The organism is Embleya sp. NPDC059213 (assembly GCF_042754445.1).
GTDB lineage: Bacteria > Actinomycetota > Actinomycetes > Streptomycetales > Streptomycetaceae > Embleya.
In genome coordinates this window covers 110,568-125,712 of record NZ_JBHZAV010000002.1, presented here as the reverse complement: position 1 = coordinate 125,712, position 15,145 = coordinate 110,568, and the positions used below count along the sequence as shown (strand labels likewise).

Genomic DNA, 15,145 nt, shown 5'->3' with positions numbered 1-15,145 from the left:
CGGGGCTCACGCGCGGGCGGGCGTTCGCCGGGCGAACGGCCCCGGCTGCCGTTCGCCGGGCGAACGTCGGTCAGCGGCTGGGCACCGCCAGCAGGAGTGCGAAGCGGTTGCGGGTGTCGGTCCACCACTGGCGGACGGTGAAGCCCGCGTCGGCCAGTTCGACGAGCAGGGCCTCGTGGCGGAACTTGGTGGAGATCTCGGTACGCAGGAGTTCGCCGCCGGCGAAGTCGACGGAGAGGTCGACGACCGGGATCTTGACGGTCTGGTCGACGCGCGAGCGCAGGTGCATCTCGATCCGCTCCGCCTCGGCGTTCCACAGGGCGACATGGTCGTAGGCGTCGGGGTCGAAGTCGGCGTCGAGTTCGCGGTTGAGCACGTGCAGCACGTTCTTGTTGAAGGCGGCGGTGACGCCCTGGCTGTCGTCGTAGGCGGCCACCAGCACGTCCGGGTCCTTGACCAGGTCGACGCCGAGCAGCAGGGTGTCGTCGGCGCTCAGGGCGCGGCGCAGGATGCGGTAGAAGTCCGTGCGCTGGGCCGGGTCGAGGTTGCCGAGCGTGCTGCCCAGGAAGCTGAGCAGGCGCGGGCCGGGTTCGTCGGCCAGGGCCAGGTCGTGTTCGAAATCGGTGACCGTGGCCGCGACCCGCAGTGCCGGGTAGTCCCGACACAGCGCCTCGCCGGCCTGGATCAGCGCCGAGTCGCTCACGTCCAGCGGCACATAGCGGTCCAGCGTGCCGGCGGCGGTGAGCGCGTCCAGGAGCAGCCGGGTCTTGCGGGAGGAGCCGGAGCCGAGCTCGATCAGGGTGTGCGCCCGGGTGACGGCGGCGATCTCGGCGGCGCGCCGGGTGAGGATCTCCTGTTCGGCGCGGGTGGGGTAGTACTCGGGCAGGTGGGTGATCTCCTCGAACAACTCGCTGCCGCGCGCGTCGTAGAACCATTTCGGTGGCAGCGACTTGCTCGGCGCCGTCAGGCCCCGGAGCACGTCGGCGCGCAGGGTGCTGTCGAAGTAGTCGGCGGGCAGCCGGTGATCGAGGGTGAAGCGGCTGTTCATGGGACGCCGTTCCTGTGGGGCGGATGACGGACGTGCGGCGACGGCCCGGACCGGGCGGATCGCGGCGATGCGGACACCGCTGCGGGTGGCCAGGAGGAGCGAGTGTTCGGGTACCTCGCACCACCGGCCCCAACCGTCGCCGGTGTTCTCGTCGGGCTCGGAGGCCACCAGGACCCGCCCGGGGGCGGTGCGGTACCAGAGGGTGTCCCCGTATCGGGTCGCGAAGACGGTGCCGCCGTCGGTGAGCAGCAGGTTGAGCCGGGCGCCCGGACGCACCTCGGCGATCTGGCGGACCAGCGCGCTCACCGCCCCGCCGACGGGCTCGCGCCGGCGGATGCGGCGCGCGAGCATGGCCCACAGCAGTGCCGAGTCGCACCGGGTCTCCAGGGCCAGCAGGTCGGCCGGATCGAGCGCGGGCCCGATCGGCAACCTGGTCCAGTCCGGGATCGCGCCGTTGTGGCTGAACAACCAGCGGCCGTCCCGGAACGGCGCCGCCGCGGCGGCGTCGGCACTGGTCCCGGCGGTCGCGCTGCGCACGGCGGCCAGGAACGCGCCGCTGCGCACGGTGCGGGCCAGATCGGGCAGGTTCGGGTCGGCCCAGATCGGCAACGCGCGCCGGTAGCGGGCGGGTTCGACGTCCACAGCGGCCTCGGCCGCGCCGGTGGGCTGCTCCGACGCGGCCGGCCCGCCCGGATACCAGCCGAAGCCGAAGCCGTCCACGTTGACCGTCCCGTACCGCTGCCGACGCGGCGCCCAGGACTGCTCGTAGAGGCCGTGCGCCGGGTCGACCAGCACCTCGGCGAGGGTGACCTCCGGGCCCAGATAGGCCAGATGACGGCACATCAGCGGCCGTCCCGGGGAGCCGCGTCGCGGGCGGTCCGGAAGCCGGCGAAGATCTGCCGACGAATCGGCAGGTCCCAGTTGCGGAACGTGCCCCGGGCGACCACTTCGTCGACCCCGAACGCGCCGCCGCGCAGCACCTTGTGTCCGGGGCCGAAGAACACCTCGGAGTACTCCCGGTACGGGAACGCCGCGAACCCGGGGTAGGGCAGGAAGTCCGAGGCGGTCCACTCCCAGACGTCGCCCAGCAACTGCCGGGCCCCACAGGCCGCGGCGCCCGCCGGGTACGCGCCGGCGGCCGCCGGTCGCAGGTGCCGTTGGCCCAGGTTGGCGTGCTCGGGGGTGGGCTCCGCGTCGCCCCACGGAAACCGCCGCGAGCGCCCCGCGGCCGGATCGTGCCGGGCCGCCTTCTCCCACTCGGCCTCGGTCGGCAATCGCCGGCCGGCCCAGCGGGCGTAGGCGTCGGCCTCGTACCAGCACACGTGCAGGACCGGCTCGTCCAGCGGCACCGGCTCGACACGGCCGAACCGTCGGCGCAGCCACGTGTCGCCGTCCCGATGCCAGAACAGCGGGGCGGTGAGGTCGGCCTCCCGTCGATGGCGCAGGCCCTCCGGACTCCACCAGCGGGACTCGGCATAGCCGCCGTCGGCGATGAACTCCAGGTAGTCCCCGTTGCTCACCGGCACGGTGTCCAACCAGAACTCCGGTACGTCCACGACGTGCGCGGGTCGTTCGTTGTCCAACGCCCACGGATCGGTGTCCGTACCCATCTCGAACGGGCCCGCCGGGATCAGGACTTCGCTCGCCAGGGTGTCGGCGTCGGTCGCCCCGGGGGGTGCGGGGGCGTGCAACACCGGCTCACCGAGTCGGAGTTGGTGGGTCGCCAGCATGGTCTCGTCGTGCTGCTGTTCGTGCTGGGCGAGCATGCCGAACACGAATCCGTCGGCCAGCAGCGGATCGCCGCCGGTGCCCAGATCGGCGGATTCCAGTACGCGTGCCGCGAGTTCGCGCACCCGGCCGACGTACTCCCGGGCCTGCTCGGGATCGAGCAGCGGCAACGCGGGCCGATCCGCGCGCGGGTGTCGGAACGCGTCGTAGAGCGGGTCCAGGTCCGGGCGCAGCGCGGGTTCGCCTCCCGCGCGGCGGACCAGCCACAGCTCCTCCTGGTTGCCGATGTGCGCCAGGTCCCAGACCAGGGGTGACATCAACGGGGAGTGCTGCGCGGCCAGTTCCTTGTCGGTCAGGCAGTCGGTCAGGGCCAGCGTGCGGTGCCGGGCCCGGGTCAGCGCGGCCGCGGCTATCGACCGGCGGTCGGCGGGCGGGGGTTCGACGGGGGCCTCGATCGGCCCGGTGGCCGCCGTGGACCGGGCGGCTCGGGTCGTCGCCGGTCCGGACCGCTTCGACTGCTTCGACGCCTTCGACGGCTGCGATGGCTTCAACGACTTCATCGTCCGGTCCTTTCCAGCAGGTCGTCCGCGGGACATCGGCCCCGTTCGGCGTAGCGCCGGGTGAATTCGGCGACGGTCGCCCGGAGCGCGCCGGGGGCGTCGGCGTCGGCCAGGGCGTTCTCGGTGGCGGCGAAACAGGCCCGAACGGCCTTGCCGAGTACCGGATCGGCGGGTCCGAGTCGGGCGGCCCGGCTCCAGAGCGAGTCGGTCGGTACGGCCGAGCCGTTCGGACACAGCGGCTCGGTCGCCTCCCACGCGGCCTCGGCCGCGGCGGGATCGTCCAGCAGCGTGGCGGCCACGGCGGCGGGGACGACCCAGTCGTCACCGCACTGGGCGTCGATCATCCGCAATTCCAGCCAACCGCGCGGGCGAACCGGCGGGAAGAGCGTGGTCAGGTGGTAGTCGAGGTCCTCCAGGGTGGGTGGGCGCACACCGGGTGCGCCGCGCAGCCAGGAGCGGAAGGTCAGCCCCTCGGGTGCGGCCCAGCCGTCCGCGGAAGCACCGCGTACACACAGCAGCGGGGCGTCCAGTGCGTAGCACGCCCAGACGGCGCGCGGATCGGGGTCGCTTCCCGGCGGTGCTCCCGGCGGCCGGGTGCGGCCGGGGTCCATCCGGGCCCAGACGAGTTGTCGGGTCGACCGCCATCCGGTCGGTTTGCCCTGCCACAGCGGCGAGTTGGCGAACGCGGCGACCAGTACCGGGCCGAGTCGGTGGGTCAGTTCCCACCGCGATCGATAACCCCGGCGGCCGTCGCCCTCCTCACCCGCGTCCAGGTTGACCTGCACGGACGCGGTGCCGCGCATCATCATCCGGCCCCATGAGCCGTCCCGGTCGAAGTACGCCTCCATCGCCCGGTAGCGGGGATGGTCCACCACTCGTGGTGGGTCCTGATACGGCTCCAGGCCGTGGCCGGCGAGTACCAGTCCGTTCGCGGCCAGCGCCTGCTCCAGGGCGGCCGTGTCGGCCCGGAGGTCTTCGGCGCATCGGGCGAGCGATGTGGCGGGCGGTGAACTCAGCTCGACCTGCCCACCCGGCTCACGGGTCAACCTGCTGCCGAACGGCGGCCCCTTCGCCTTCAGCGGGGCCAGGGCCTCGTCCAGCCGCTCCGGCGCCACCTCCCGGCGGGCGTCGGCGCCGTCGTGCACGATCCATTCCAACTCGATCCCGACCCGTGCGGGTGGGCCGGTCTTGAAGCACACGCCGTGTACGTGGGCCTGTGCGTCGTCCTCCTTCAGAGCGGTAGCCATCGCTTCACTCCTTCACTCACTCCATCGTGTGGCCCCGGGTTCGGTCCCACACATGGCCCCCAGTTTGTCCCTCACGTAACTTTCCCGCTCTGCTGTACCCGTCGAATGCGACCGGAACACCCGTACCCCCGTGAAGCCCGAACCACGCCCGGATGGCGCCCGCGCGCCCCCCGGCGAGACGAACCGGTTGTCCGGGGCCGATCCGCGCGCAGCCGTTCGGTGGCGGCGGGGCGGCGGGCGGTTTCGGGCGCGCCGAAGGGCGGCACCGCAGGGCGGGCCGCTCGGGGGTGGCCGCCGGCCGCCTCCGCGGGGGCGTCGTCGACGACGCCGCCGATACGGCCGCGCGAGTGAGACCTACGAGGCCAACCGCTCACCTGCGGTGTGACCGGAGCCGATCGGGGCGACACCATGTTCGGGCGGGTTGATCTCGGCCCACACCGCGTCGAGGGAGAGGCCGAGGACGTCGGCGATCGCCGCGATGGTCGGGAAGGCCGGGGTCGCCACGCGGCCCGTCTCGATCTTGCGGAGGGTCTCCGGCGAGACACCCGCGTCGAGCGCGGTCTCCAGCATCGAGCGTTCTCCCCGGGCGCGACGCAGCAGGGCGCCGAGGCGTTCGCCGCGCTCGACCTCCGCGGGAGTAAGGGGCAATCTGACCATGGCGCCGATTCTAATACCGGTACAGTTAGACCGGTATAGTTATTGGAAACGCAAGGAGGACGCCCCATGATCGAGATCCTGAACCGCGCCGAACTGGCCCGGGCCAAGGACACCGGCGCCCTGGTCGCCGACATCCTGCGGACCGTGAGGAGCCGCTGCACGGTCGGCACGAACCTGCTGGACATCGACCGGTGGACGCAGCGCATGATCGTCGAGGCCGGCGCGCAGTCCTGCTACGTCGACTACGCGCCGTCCTTCGGACGCGGGCCGTTCGGCCACTACATCTGCACGGCCGTCAACGACGCGGTGCTGCACGGACTACCCCACGACTACGCGCTGGCCGACGGTGATCTGTTGACCCTCGACCTCGCCGTCTCGCTGGGCGGCGTCGCGGCGGACTCCGCGATCAGCTTCATCGTGGGCGACTCGAAGCCCCCGGAGAGCGTCGCGCTGATCGACGCGACCGAACGCGCGTTGAGCGCGGGGATAGCCGCCGCCCGGCCCGGGGCTCGGACCGGCGACATCTCGCACGCGATCGGCTCGGTCCTCGGTGCGGCGGGATACCCGATCAACACCGAGTTCGGCGGCCACGGCATCGGATCGACGATGCACCAGGACCCGCACATTTCGAACACCGGGCGGCCCGGCCGCGGGTACAAGCTGCGCCCGGGGCTGCTGCTGGCCCTGGAGCCGTGGGTGATGGCGGACACCGCCGAGCTGGTCACCGATGCCGACGGGTGGACGCTCCGAAGCGCGACCGGCTGCCGGACGGCACACAGCGAGCACACCGTCGCCATCACCGAGGACGGAGCCGAGATCCTCACCCGTTGACGCCCGCCCGGCGGACCGGGAGCGCGCCGGCCCGTAGGTACGAAGGGCGGGACAGCGGCCCTGCGGCCCCGCCCCGCCCCCTGTAACCGCGCCGCCCCCGAGGAGGCTTCGACCTACTCGGGCAACTTCGCCGCCGCCGCCCGATCCAGCAGCCACAACGTCGCGCCGGTGCCGTACGCCCCGGCCGCCGGGGTCTCGGCCGCGTCCGAGGAGGCCCGGGCCGTCGCCACCGCGTCCGCCTTGTCCTCGCCCGCCGCGAGCAGCCACACCTCGTGGGCGGCTCGAATCGCCGGGAAGGTCAGCGTGATCCGGGTCGGCGGCGGCTTGGGGGCCTCGCGAACCGCGACCACCGTGCGCACCGACTCCGCCGTCGCGGCGAAGCCCGGGAAGAGCGACGCCACATGCGTGTCGGGGCCGACCCCGAACATGGCCAGCGTGAACGCCGGCACCGCCGCGCCGTCCGGCGCGGCGGCGGCCAGTTCGGCCGCATAGCGCCGCGCCGCCGCGTCCACGTCGTCGCCGTCCGGACCGTCACTGGCCGGCATCGCGTGCACCAGCTCCGGCAACACCGGGACCGTGTCCAGCAACGCCTCGCGCGCCTGCGTCTCGTTGCGGTCGGGGTGACCCGCCGGCAGGAAACGCTCGTCGCCCCACCAGATGTGCAGCCGATCGAAGTCGATCGCGCCCAGCGTGGGCGTGAGCGACAACTCGTGCAACAACGCGTTGCCGTTGCGCCCACCGGTGAGCACGATGTGCGCGACGTCGAACTCGGCCTGGGCGTCGGCGACCCGCTGGATCAGGCCGGTCGCGGCCGCCTTGGCCATCAGCGCCGTGTCGGCGTGCACCCGGACCGGGCCGTGAGCGCTCACGCGCCGTCGCCCTTCTTCTTCCGGCCGGCGCGCGGCGCGGCCTCGCCCTTGTCGACCGCCTTGCGGGTGGCGACCCGCCGGCCGGCCGCCGCGCTCGACGTGCGCTTGAGCGGCGGAGCCGTACCGACGTCCGTGGTCGCCCGAGGGCGCGGCGCCTCGCCCTCCTCGATCCGCTCCACGTCCTGCACCGGCGTCTGGGACACCGCCGGCTCCGTGAAGGAGGCCGCGGAGGGCACCCGGGCCGCCTCCAACGCGGCGCGGGCCAGCGTCGCCGCGTAGACATCGTCCGGGTCCAGTCGGCGCAGTTCCTCGGCGACCAGGTCGGATGCCTCGCGGCGCTTGAGCGCGACCACCCGGTCCGGCTGGCCGGGCGAGGACAACGACGCCATCATCCCGTCCGGACGGTCGATCACGATCTCGCCGTCCTCGGTCACCAGCGTCACCGAGGTGATCCCGGGACCACCGGTCTCGGTCCGCTCGACCTCGACCTCCAGGCGGTCGGTCAACCACAGCGCGAGCAGTTCCGCGCTCGGGTTGCCCGCCTTCGCGCCGACCTTCGCGCGCAGGATCCGGCTGTACTTCTGGTCCAGCGCCGCGGCCAGCAGGCTGCGCCACGGCGTGGTCCGGGTCCAGGCCAGGTCGGTGTCACCCGGCGTGTACGCGCTCGCCCGCAGCCGCAGCACATCGGCGCGGCGCGGCGGCGCGGCGGCGTCGGTCACCCGCCGCGTGGCCAGCGCACCGAGCAGGTCCTTGCTGGGCACCTCCGGCGCGCGTCCGGGCCACCACACCACGACCGGCGCGTCCGGCAGCAGCAGCGGCAACACCACCGACTCGGCGTGGTTGGCCAACTCGCCATGCATGCGCAGCAGTACGGTCTCGCCCACGCCCGAGTCGCCGACCCGGACCTCGGCGTCCAGGCGCGGCGCGATCTCCGCTCCCGGCCGGCCGATCACCACCAGGATCCGGGACGGGTGCTCGCGGGCGGCCGTGCTCGCGGCCTTCATCGCGTCGTACTGGTTGGCCTCGTCGGTGACGATGACCAGGGTGAGCACCATGCCGAGGGTGGGGCTGCCCATTCCTCGGCGGGCCTCCACCAGCGCGGCGTTGATCTTGCTCGATTTGGTGTCCGTCAGATCGATCATCATGGGCGGCGCCAGCTCCGTCCGTCACGTGCGAGCATCTCGTCGGCCGCGTCGGGACCCCAGGTCCCGGACACGTAGGGTTCGGGCTTGCCGTGCTGTGCCCAGTGCTCCTCGATCGGGTCGAGGATCTTCCAGGACAGCTCGACCTCCTCGTGCCGGGGGAACAGCGGCGCGTCGCCGAGCAGCACGTCGAGCAGCAGTCGCTCGTACGCCTCCGGGCTCGACTCGGTGAACGACTCGCCGTACGCGAAGTCCATGTTGACGTCGCGCACCTCCATCGCGGTGCCCGGCACCTTGGAGCCGAAGCGCACCGTCATGCCCTCGTCCGGCTGCACCCGGATGACCAGGGCGTTCTGGCCCAGTTCCTCGGTCGCGGTGGCGTCGAAGGGCAGGTGCGGCGCGCGCTGGAAGACCACCGCGATCTCGGTGACCCGGCGGCCGAGCCGCTTGCCCGCGCGCAGGTAGAACGGCACGCCGGCCCAGCGCCGGTTGGCGATCTCCAGCTTGATCGCGGCGTAGGTGTCGGTGCGCGAGTCCGGCGGGATGCCGTCCTCTTCGAGGTAGCCCTTGGCCAGTTCGCCGCCCTGCCAGCCGCGGGTGTACTGGGCCCGGACGGTGCCGCGCGACAGGTCGTCGGGCAGCTTGACCGAGCTGAGCACCTTGAGCTTCTCGGCCACCAGCGAGTCGGCGTCGAAGGAGACCGGCTCCTCCATCGCGGTGAGTGCGAGCAGTTGCAGCAGGTGGTTCTGGATCACGTCGCGCGCGGCGCCGATGCCGTCGTAGTACCCGGCCCGGCCGCCGATGCCGATGTCCTCGGCCATGGTGATCTGCACGTGGTCCACGTACGACCGGTTCCACAGCGGCTCGAACATGGTGTTGGCGAAGCGCAACGCCATGATGTTCTGGACGGTTTCCTTGCCCAGGTAGTGGTCGATCCGGAAGACCGCCTCGGGCGGGAAGACCTCGTCGACGACCTTGTTCAGCTCGCGCGCGCTCTTGAGGTCGTGCCCGAACGGCTTCTCGATCACCACCCGGCGCCACGAGTCGGCCCTGGGGTCGGCGAGTCCGTGCTCCTTGAGCTGGCGGACCACCTCGGGGAATGCCTTCGGCGGCACCGACAGGTAGAACGCGTGGTTGCCCTGGGTGCCCTGCTGCTCGTCCAGCTCGTCGATCGTCTGGCGTAGCTGGTCGAACGCCTTGCCGTCGTCGAACTCGCCCTGGACGAACCGGAATCCCTCGGAGAGCTGCTGCCAGACCTCTTCCCGGAAGGGAGTTCGCGCGTGTTCCTTGACCGCCTCGTAGACGACCTGGGCGAAGTCCTGGTTCTCCCAGTCGCGTCGGGCGAACCCGGTCAGCGCGAAGCCCGGCGGCAGCAGGCCGCGGTTGGCCAGGTCGTAGATCGCCGGCATCAGCTTCTTGCGGGACAGGTCGCCGGTGACGCCGAAGATGACCAGGCCGGACGGGCCCGCGATGCGCGGGAGTCGGCGGTCCTGCGGGTCGCGCAGCGGGTTCTCCGGCCACACGGCCGGCTCGGGCTTGCCGGCTTTGGGGCTCATCGAGCCACTCCGTCCGCGAGGGCGCGGGCGGCGTCGAGCAGTTGCCCGAGTCCGGCCGCGCGGTCGGTCAGGTGCAGGCGCAGCACCGGGCGCTCGCGCGAGGTGATCGCGCCGAGGTCGCCCAGCGCCTGGGCCAGTTGCAGCCGGCCGAAGCTGTAGGGCTTGGCCGGCACGTCCAGGTCCTCGGCGTTGGCGCCGGTGATCTGGAGGAACACGCCGACCGCGGGCCCGCCCTTGTGGAACTGGCCGGTGGAGTGCAGGAATCGGGGCGCCCAGCCGAAGGTGACCTGCTCCCCGTCCAGTGCCTCGGCCAGCAACGGGCGCAGCCCGGGCGCGTCGGTGTCGCCGAGCCGGTCCAGGTAGGCCATCACCGCGAGGTAGCCGTGGTCCGGCACCGTCGCGAGCAGCGCGCGCAGCGCACCGGGCAGATCGCTCGCGCCGTCGAGCAGCGCGGCGTCGCCGTGCACCTCGACCGCGCCGTCGACGAAGGCGGGGGTGCCCACCGGCAGCGGGCCGTCGTCGCCGGCGCGGGTCAGCAACGCGCCGGTGTTGTCCTTGGATTCCTGCACGTTCGGCTGGTCGAACGGGTCGATGCCGATCACCCGACCGGCGATCGCGGTCGCGTACTCCCACAACAACAACTGCGCGCCCAGCGGACCGGAGACGCGCAGGTCGGCCTTGAGCCGGTCGATGTCCTCGTCGCCGATCACGGTACGCACCGCGTCGTCGCCCACCGCGTGGTCGAAGCCGGGCGCCTCCACACCCTCGACCACGACCGGCAGGATGCCGCGGCCCTGCTTGCCGGTGGACTCGGCGATCAACTGCTCGGCCCAGTCGCCGAAGCCGACGATGTCGCCGGTGTCGGCGAGCACGAGCTTGTCCCGGCCGTGGTTGGCGGCGGCGCCGAGCACCACGCCCAGCAGCAGGCCCGGGTTGTCCCGGTCGCCGGCCAGCGCGGGGGCGAGCGCGGCGGCGTCGTCGAGGAGTCGCTCGACGTCCACGCCGGCCAGCGCGCTGGGCACCAGGCCGAACGCGGTCAGCGCCGAATAGCGGCCGCCGACGTTGGGGTCGGCGAGCACGATCGTGTAGCCGGCGTTGCGCGCGGTGTTCTCCAGCGGCGAGCCCGGGTCGGTGACGACCACGATCCGGCCGGCCAGTTGGTCGTTGGTGAGGCCCTCGTCCAGGAACGCCTGTTCGAACGCGCGGCGGTGGCTGTCGGTCTCCACGGTGCCGCCGCTCTTGCTGGAGACGACCACGACGGTGCGCTCCAGGTCCTCGCCGAGCGCGCGGCGGACCTGGGCGGGGTCCGTGGTGTCCAGCACGGTGAGCTTCTTGCCGTAGGTGGCGGTGATCACCTCGGGCGCCAGCGACGAGCCGCCCATGCCGGCCAGGACCACGTGGTCCAGGCCCTCGGCGCTCAGGCGCTCGCGCAGTTCGGCCAGTTGCGGCAGCAACGCGCGCGAGGAGGCGGGCAGGTCCACCCAACCCAGGCGGATCGCGGCCAGCGATTCGGCCTCCGGGCCCCACAGCGTGGCGTCGGAGGCGACCAGGCGCGCGGGCGCCTTGTCCACGACGCAGGCGGTGAGCACTTCGGCGACTGCGACGGCGTGCGATAGATCACCGGAAACGGTGACGTCCACGCCGCCGGCGGTCACGCGTTCGTCGTTTGCGTGTACCACGGGCGGTCAGCCCTCCTGTTAATGGGGTGGGAGTGTGCTGAAATCATGCCCTGATTGCGTGGAGTATCCGTCTCGTCGCCGCCGAACGGGTCACCCGCGGCGGCGACGGGACGAATGGGTGCTGCACCGGTCGGCGAGGGAGGCCGACCGGGTGTCACGGTCGTGGGTCCGCGGGGCGGTCAGCCCTTGGCGAGGCGATCCAACTCGCCCTGCACGGACGCGAGCAGCTCGTTCCAGGAGGTCTCGAACTTCTCGACACCCTCCTCTTCGAGCAGGTCCACGACCTCGTCGTAGGAGATTCCGAGCTTGGCGACCGCGTCCAGGTCGGCCTGCGCCGACTCGTACGTGCCGTGCACGGTGTCGCCGGTGATGGCGCCGTGGTCGGCGACGGCGTCCAGGGTGGCCTCGGGCATCGTGTTCACGACGCCCTTGACGACCAGGTCGTCCACGTACATCGTGTCGCGGTACGCCGGGTCCTTGACGCCGGTCGAGGCCCACAGCGGGCGCTGCGGGCGGGCGCCGGCGGCGGCGAGGGCCTGCCAGCGCTCGGTGCCGAAGACCTCTTCGTACGCCTGGTAGGCCAGTCGCGCGTTGGCGACGGCGGCCTTGCCGGCCGCGGCCTTCGCCTCGTCCGTGCCGAGCGCCTTGAGCCGCTTGTCGATCTCGGTGTCCACCCGGGACACGAAGAAGGACGCGACGGACTCGATCCCGGAGATGTCCAGGCCGGCCGCGCGGGCGCGCTCGATGCCCTCGACGTAGGCCTCCATCACCTCGCGGTAGCGAGCCAGCGAGAAGATCAGCGTGACGTTGACGCTGATGCCCTCGGCGAGCGCCTGCGAGATCGCGGGCAGGCCGGCCTTGGTCGCCGGGATCTTGATGAACAGGTTCGGCCGGTCCACCAGCCACCACAGTTGGCGGGCCTCGGCGATGGTCGGCTCGGTCTTGTGCGCGAGGCGCGGGTCGACCTCGATCGACACCCGGCCGTCGACACCGTTCGTCGCGTCGTAGACCGGACGCAGCACGTCGCAGGCCTGGCGCACGTCGGCCGCGGTGATCATCCGCACGGCCTCTTCGACGGTCACGCCGCGCACCGCGAGGTCGCGCAGTTGGGCGTCGTAGACGTCGTTGCCGGTGATCGCCTTCTGGAAGATCGCCGGGTTGGTGGTCACGCCGACGACCTCGCGGTCGCGGACGAGTTCGTGCAGGTTGCCGGACTCCAGCCGCGTCCGGCTCAGATCGTCGAGCCATACGGCCACGCCCTCGGCGGACAGGCGACGCAGGGGTTCCGTCATGACAATTGGCTCCTTCTCGAGTCGGCGGCCGGGTCCGGCTGCCTCTTGGGCGACGGATCGGCGCCCGGCACGGGCGGTGCCGGGCGGGTGTTCCCACCCGACACCGCCCGTGGGCTTACGTGATCTTCAGCTACCGGCGTGCGCCAGGGATTCCCGGGCGGCCGAAACGACCGCCTCGTGGGTCAGCCCGAACTCCGCGAACAGCTTCTTGTAGTCCGCGGAAGCGCCGAAGTGCTCCAGCGAGACGATCCGGCCCGCGTCGCCGACCAGCTCGCGCCAGCCCTGCGCGATGCCCGCCTCGACGGACACGCGCGCCTTGACCGACGGCGGCAGCACCTGCTCGCGGTACGCCTGGTCCTGCGCCTCGAACCACTCCAGGCAGGGCAGCGAGACGACCCGGGTCGGCACGCCCTCGGCCTCCAGGACCTCGCGCGCCGCGACCGCGATCTGCACCTCGGAACCGGTGCCGATCAGGATCACCTGCGGCGTGCCGCTGGACGCCTCGGCCAGCACGTAGCCACCGCGCGCGGTGCCCTCGGCCGGGCCGAACTCGGTGCGGTCCCAGGTCGGTACGTCCTGGCGGGTGAGCAGGAGGCCGGCCGGGCGGTCGGTGGTCTCCAGGATCTTGCGCCACGCCACCGCGACCTCGTTGGCGTCCGCCGGGCGGACCACGTCCAGGCCGGGGATCGCGCGCAGCGCCGCGATGTGCTCGATCGGCTGGTGGGTCGGGCCGTCCTCGCCCAGACCGATCGAGTCGTGCGTCCACACGTAGGTGGTGGGCAGCTTCATCAGCGCGGCCAGCCGCACGGCCGGGCGCATGTAGTCGCTGAACACCAGGAAGGTGCCGCCGTAGATGCGCGTCCCGCCGTGCAGCGCGATGCCGTTCATGGTCGAGCCCATGGCGTGCTCGCGGATGCCCCAGTGCACGGTCCGGCCGTAGGGGTTCGCGCCCTTGAGCGGGTTGCCCTCGGGCAGGAACGAACTGCCCTCGTCGATGGTGGTGTTGTTGGATTCGGCGAGGTCGGCCGAGCCGCCCCACAGCTCCGGGACGACCTCGCCGAGCGCGGCGAGCACCTTGCCGGACGCCTTGCGGGTCGCGACCGGCTTGCCGGCCTCGAACTCGGGCAGCACCTTCTCCCAGCCGTCGGGCAGCCGACGGGCGGAGATCCGGGCGTGCTCGGCGGCGCGCTCGGGGTTGGTCTCGGCCCACTTGGCGAACGCGCTCTTCCACGCGTCGTGCGCGGCACGGCCCCGGTCGACGACCTTGCGGGCGTGCGCGAGCACGTCGTCGGCGACCTCGAAGTCCTGCTCCGGGTCGAAGCCGAGCACCCGCTTGGTGGCCGCGACCTCTTCGGCGCCGAGCGCCGAGCCGTGCGACTTGCCGGTGTTCTGCGCGTTCGGCGCGGGCCACGCGATGATCGTGCGCATGCCGATCATGGTCGGCCGGCCGGTCTCCGCCTTGCCCGCCTCCAGCGCCGCGTTCAGCGCCGCGACGTCGATGTCGCCGTTGGCCTGCGGCTCGACCCGGATGGTGTGCCAGCCGTAGGCCGCGTAGCGGGCGAGGACGTCCTCGCTGAACGCGGTCTCGGTGTCGCCCTCGATCGAGATGTGGTTGTCGTCGTAGACCACGACGAGGTTGCCCAGCTTCTGGTGGCCGGCGAGCGAGCTGGCCTCGGCGGAGATGCCCTCCTCGAGGTCGCCGTCGGAGGCGATCACCCAGATGGTGTGGTCGAACGGCGAGGTACCGGGGGCGGCCTCGGGGTCGAACAGGCCGCGCTCGTAGCGGGCCGCCATCGCCATGCCGACCGCGTTGCCCACGCCCTGGCCGAGCGGCCCGGTGGTGGTCTCGACGCCGGTGGTGTGGCCGTGCTCCGGGTGGCCGGGGGTGCGGCTGCCCCAGGTGCGGAACGACTTGAGGTCGTCCAGGGTCAGGCCGTAGCCGGACAGGTAGAGCTGCGTGTAGAGGGTCAGGCTGGTGTGACCCGGGGACAGCACGAAGCGGTCGCGACCGGTCCAGTCCGGGTCGGTCGGGTCGTGGCGCAGGAACTTCTGCCAGATGAGGTATGCCGCCGGGGCCAGGCTCATGGCCGTTCCGGGGTGGCCGTTACCGACCTTCTGAACGGCGTCCATCGCCAGCACGCGAGCGGTATCGACGGCTCGCTTGTCGAGGTCGCTCCAGTCGAGAGAGCTGTTGTCGGGGGTCGGCTTGGTGCTCACCCTGTTCAGGGCTCCTTCCGGGGTTTTCCGGGATAGGCCGAAAAAAAGCGGCCGGGTCGGGGCCTTCGCCCCGGCGCCTCAGGCACGTGGCCGAGCCTACCGGGGGCGACACGGTCCCTCGCTCGGAGGACGCCCACCCGGGTGGTGACGTTCGCCTTGTGGACAGGACGGGAGTTACCCGCGGGACCTGATGCGACGCACGGTGGGCACGGGGCCTGGAGGTGCGGCACCTTCGTCTCGGCTACCCGGCGGTGCGGCGGGCATGCCCCGGAGGGTTTGTGCCCCTGGTGAGGGACTACAGTTTCCTGCTAGTGGGTCC

Annotated in this window: 11 protein-coding genes and 1 pseudogene; 1 reads left to right on the top strand and 11 read right to left on the bottom strand. The window is 72.2% G+C overall.

Annotation, left to right across the window (positions count from 1 at the left end):
- Positions 1-70: 70 nt before the first annotated feature.
- From egtD to ACFXMF_RS01360, 5 genes and pseudogenes are all read right to left on the bottom strand, one after another.
- A complete protein-coding gene (egtD, locus tag ACFXMF_RS01380; RefSeq protein WP_379988050.1) occupies positions 71-1,048 on the bottom strand; it encodes an L-histidine N(alpha)-methyltransferase in 978 nt (325 codons plus the stop codon).
- 120 nt (positions 1,049-1,168) lie between these two features.
- Positions 1,169-1,891: pseudogene (egtC, locus tag ACFXMF_RS01375) on the bottom strand (ergothioneine biosynthesis protein EgtC); the annotation flags it as partial.
- Entirely contained in the window at positions 1,891-3,336 is a 1,446-nt protein-coding gene (egtB, locus tag ACFXMF_RS01370) for an ergothioneine biosynthesis protein EgtB (RefSeq protein ID WP_379988040.1), read from the bottom strand. The gene egtB and the pseudogene egtC, both read right to left, overlap by 1 nt.
- Positions 3,333-4,583 carry an ergothioneine biosynthesis glutamate--cysteine ligase EgtA gene (gene egtA, locus ACFXMF_RS01365; protein ID WP_379988041.1) on the bottom strand — a complete coding sequence of 417 codons (1,251 nt, stop codon included), beginning with the start codon at positions 4,581-4,583 and terminating at the stop codon, positions 3,333-3,335. Before egtA ends, egtB begins: the two co-directional genes overlap by 4 nt.
- A gap of 354 nt (positions 4,584-4,937) precedes the next feature.
- Positions 4,938-5,240: a helix-turn-helix transcriptional regulator gene (locus tag ACFXMF_RS01360; RefSeq protein ID WP_360305259.1), complete on the bottom strand. Its 303-nt coding sequence runs from the start codon at positions 5,238-5,240 to the stop codon at positions 4,938-4,940.
- 66 nt (positions 5,241-5,306) lie between these two features.
- On the opposite strand from ACFXMF_RS01360, the gene map reads away from it, so the two are divergent.
- Positions 5,307-6,071, top strand: coding sequence for a type I methionyl aminopeptidase (map, locus tag ACFXMF_RS01355; protein WP_379988042.1), 765 nt, complete (start codon positions 5,307-5,309; stop codon positions 6,069-6,071).
- Between the two features lie 113 nt (positions 6,072-6,184).
- Here map and pgl read toward each other — a convergent pair whose 3' ends face one another.
- The 6 genes from pgl to tkt form a co-directional block, all read right to left on the bottom strand.
- Positions 6,185-6,940, bottom strand: a complete 756-nt coding sequence (gene pgl, locus ACFXMF_RS01350) for a 6-phosphogluconolactonase (RefSeq protein WP_379988043.1) — start codon at positions 6,938-6,940, stop codon at positions 6,185-6,187.
- The gene (gene opcA, locus ACFXMF_RS01345; protein ID WP_360305256.1) at positions 6,937-8,085 is read right to left on the bottom strand and encodes a glucose-6-phosphate dehydrogenase assembly protein OpcA; all 1,149 of its coding nucleotides are present in this window, start codon (positions 8,083-8,085) and stop codon (positions 6,937-6,939) included. The genes pgl and opcA overlap by 4 nt, the downstream gene beginning before the upstream one ends.
- A complete protein-coding gene (gene zwf / locus ACFXMF_RS01340) occupies positions 8,082-9,638 on the bottom strand; it encodes a glucose-6-phosphate dehydrogenase (protein WP_360305254.1) in 1,557 nt (518 codons plus the stop codon). Before zwf ends, opcA begins: the two co-directional genes overlap by 4 nt.
- Positions 9,635-11,317 carry a glucose-6-phosphate isomerase gene (locus ACFXMF_RS01335; RefSeq protein WP_360305252.1) on the bottom strand — a complete coding sequence of 561 codons (1,683 nt, stop codon included), beginning with the start codon at positions 11,315-11,317 and terminating at the stop codon, positions 9,635-9,637. Before ACFXMF_RS01335 ends, zwf begins: the two co-directional genes overlap by 4 nt.
- A gap of 179 nt (positions 11,318-11,496) precedes the next feature.
- The gene (tal, locus tag ACFXMF_RS01330; RefSeq protein WP_360305250.1) at positions 11,497-12,609 is read right to left on the bottom strand and encodes a transaldolase; all 1,113 of its coding nucleotides are present in this window, start codon (positions 12,607-12,609) and stop codon (positions 11,497-11,499) included.
- A 126-nt stretch (positions 12,610-12,735) separates the two neighbouring features.
- On the bottom strand, positions 12,736-14,826 hold the full coding sequence (tkt, locus tag ACFXMF_RS01325) for a transketolase (RefSeq protein ID WP_360305248.1): 2,091 nt from the start codon (positions 14,824-14,826) through the stop codon (positions 12,736-12,738).
- Positions 14,827-15,145 lie beyond the last annotated feature (319 nt).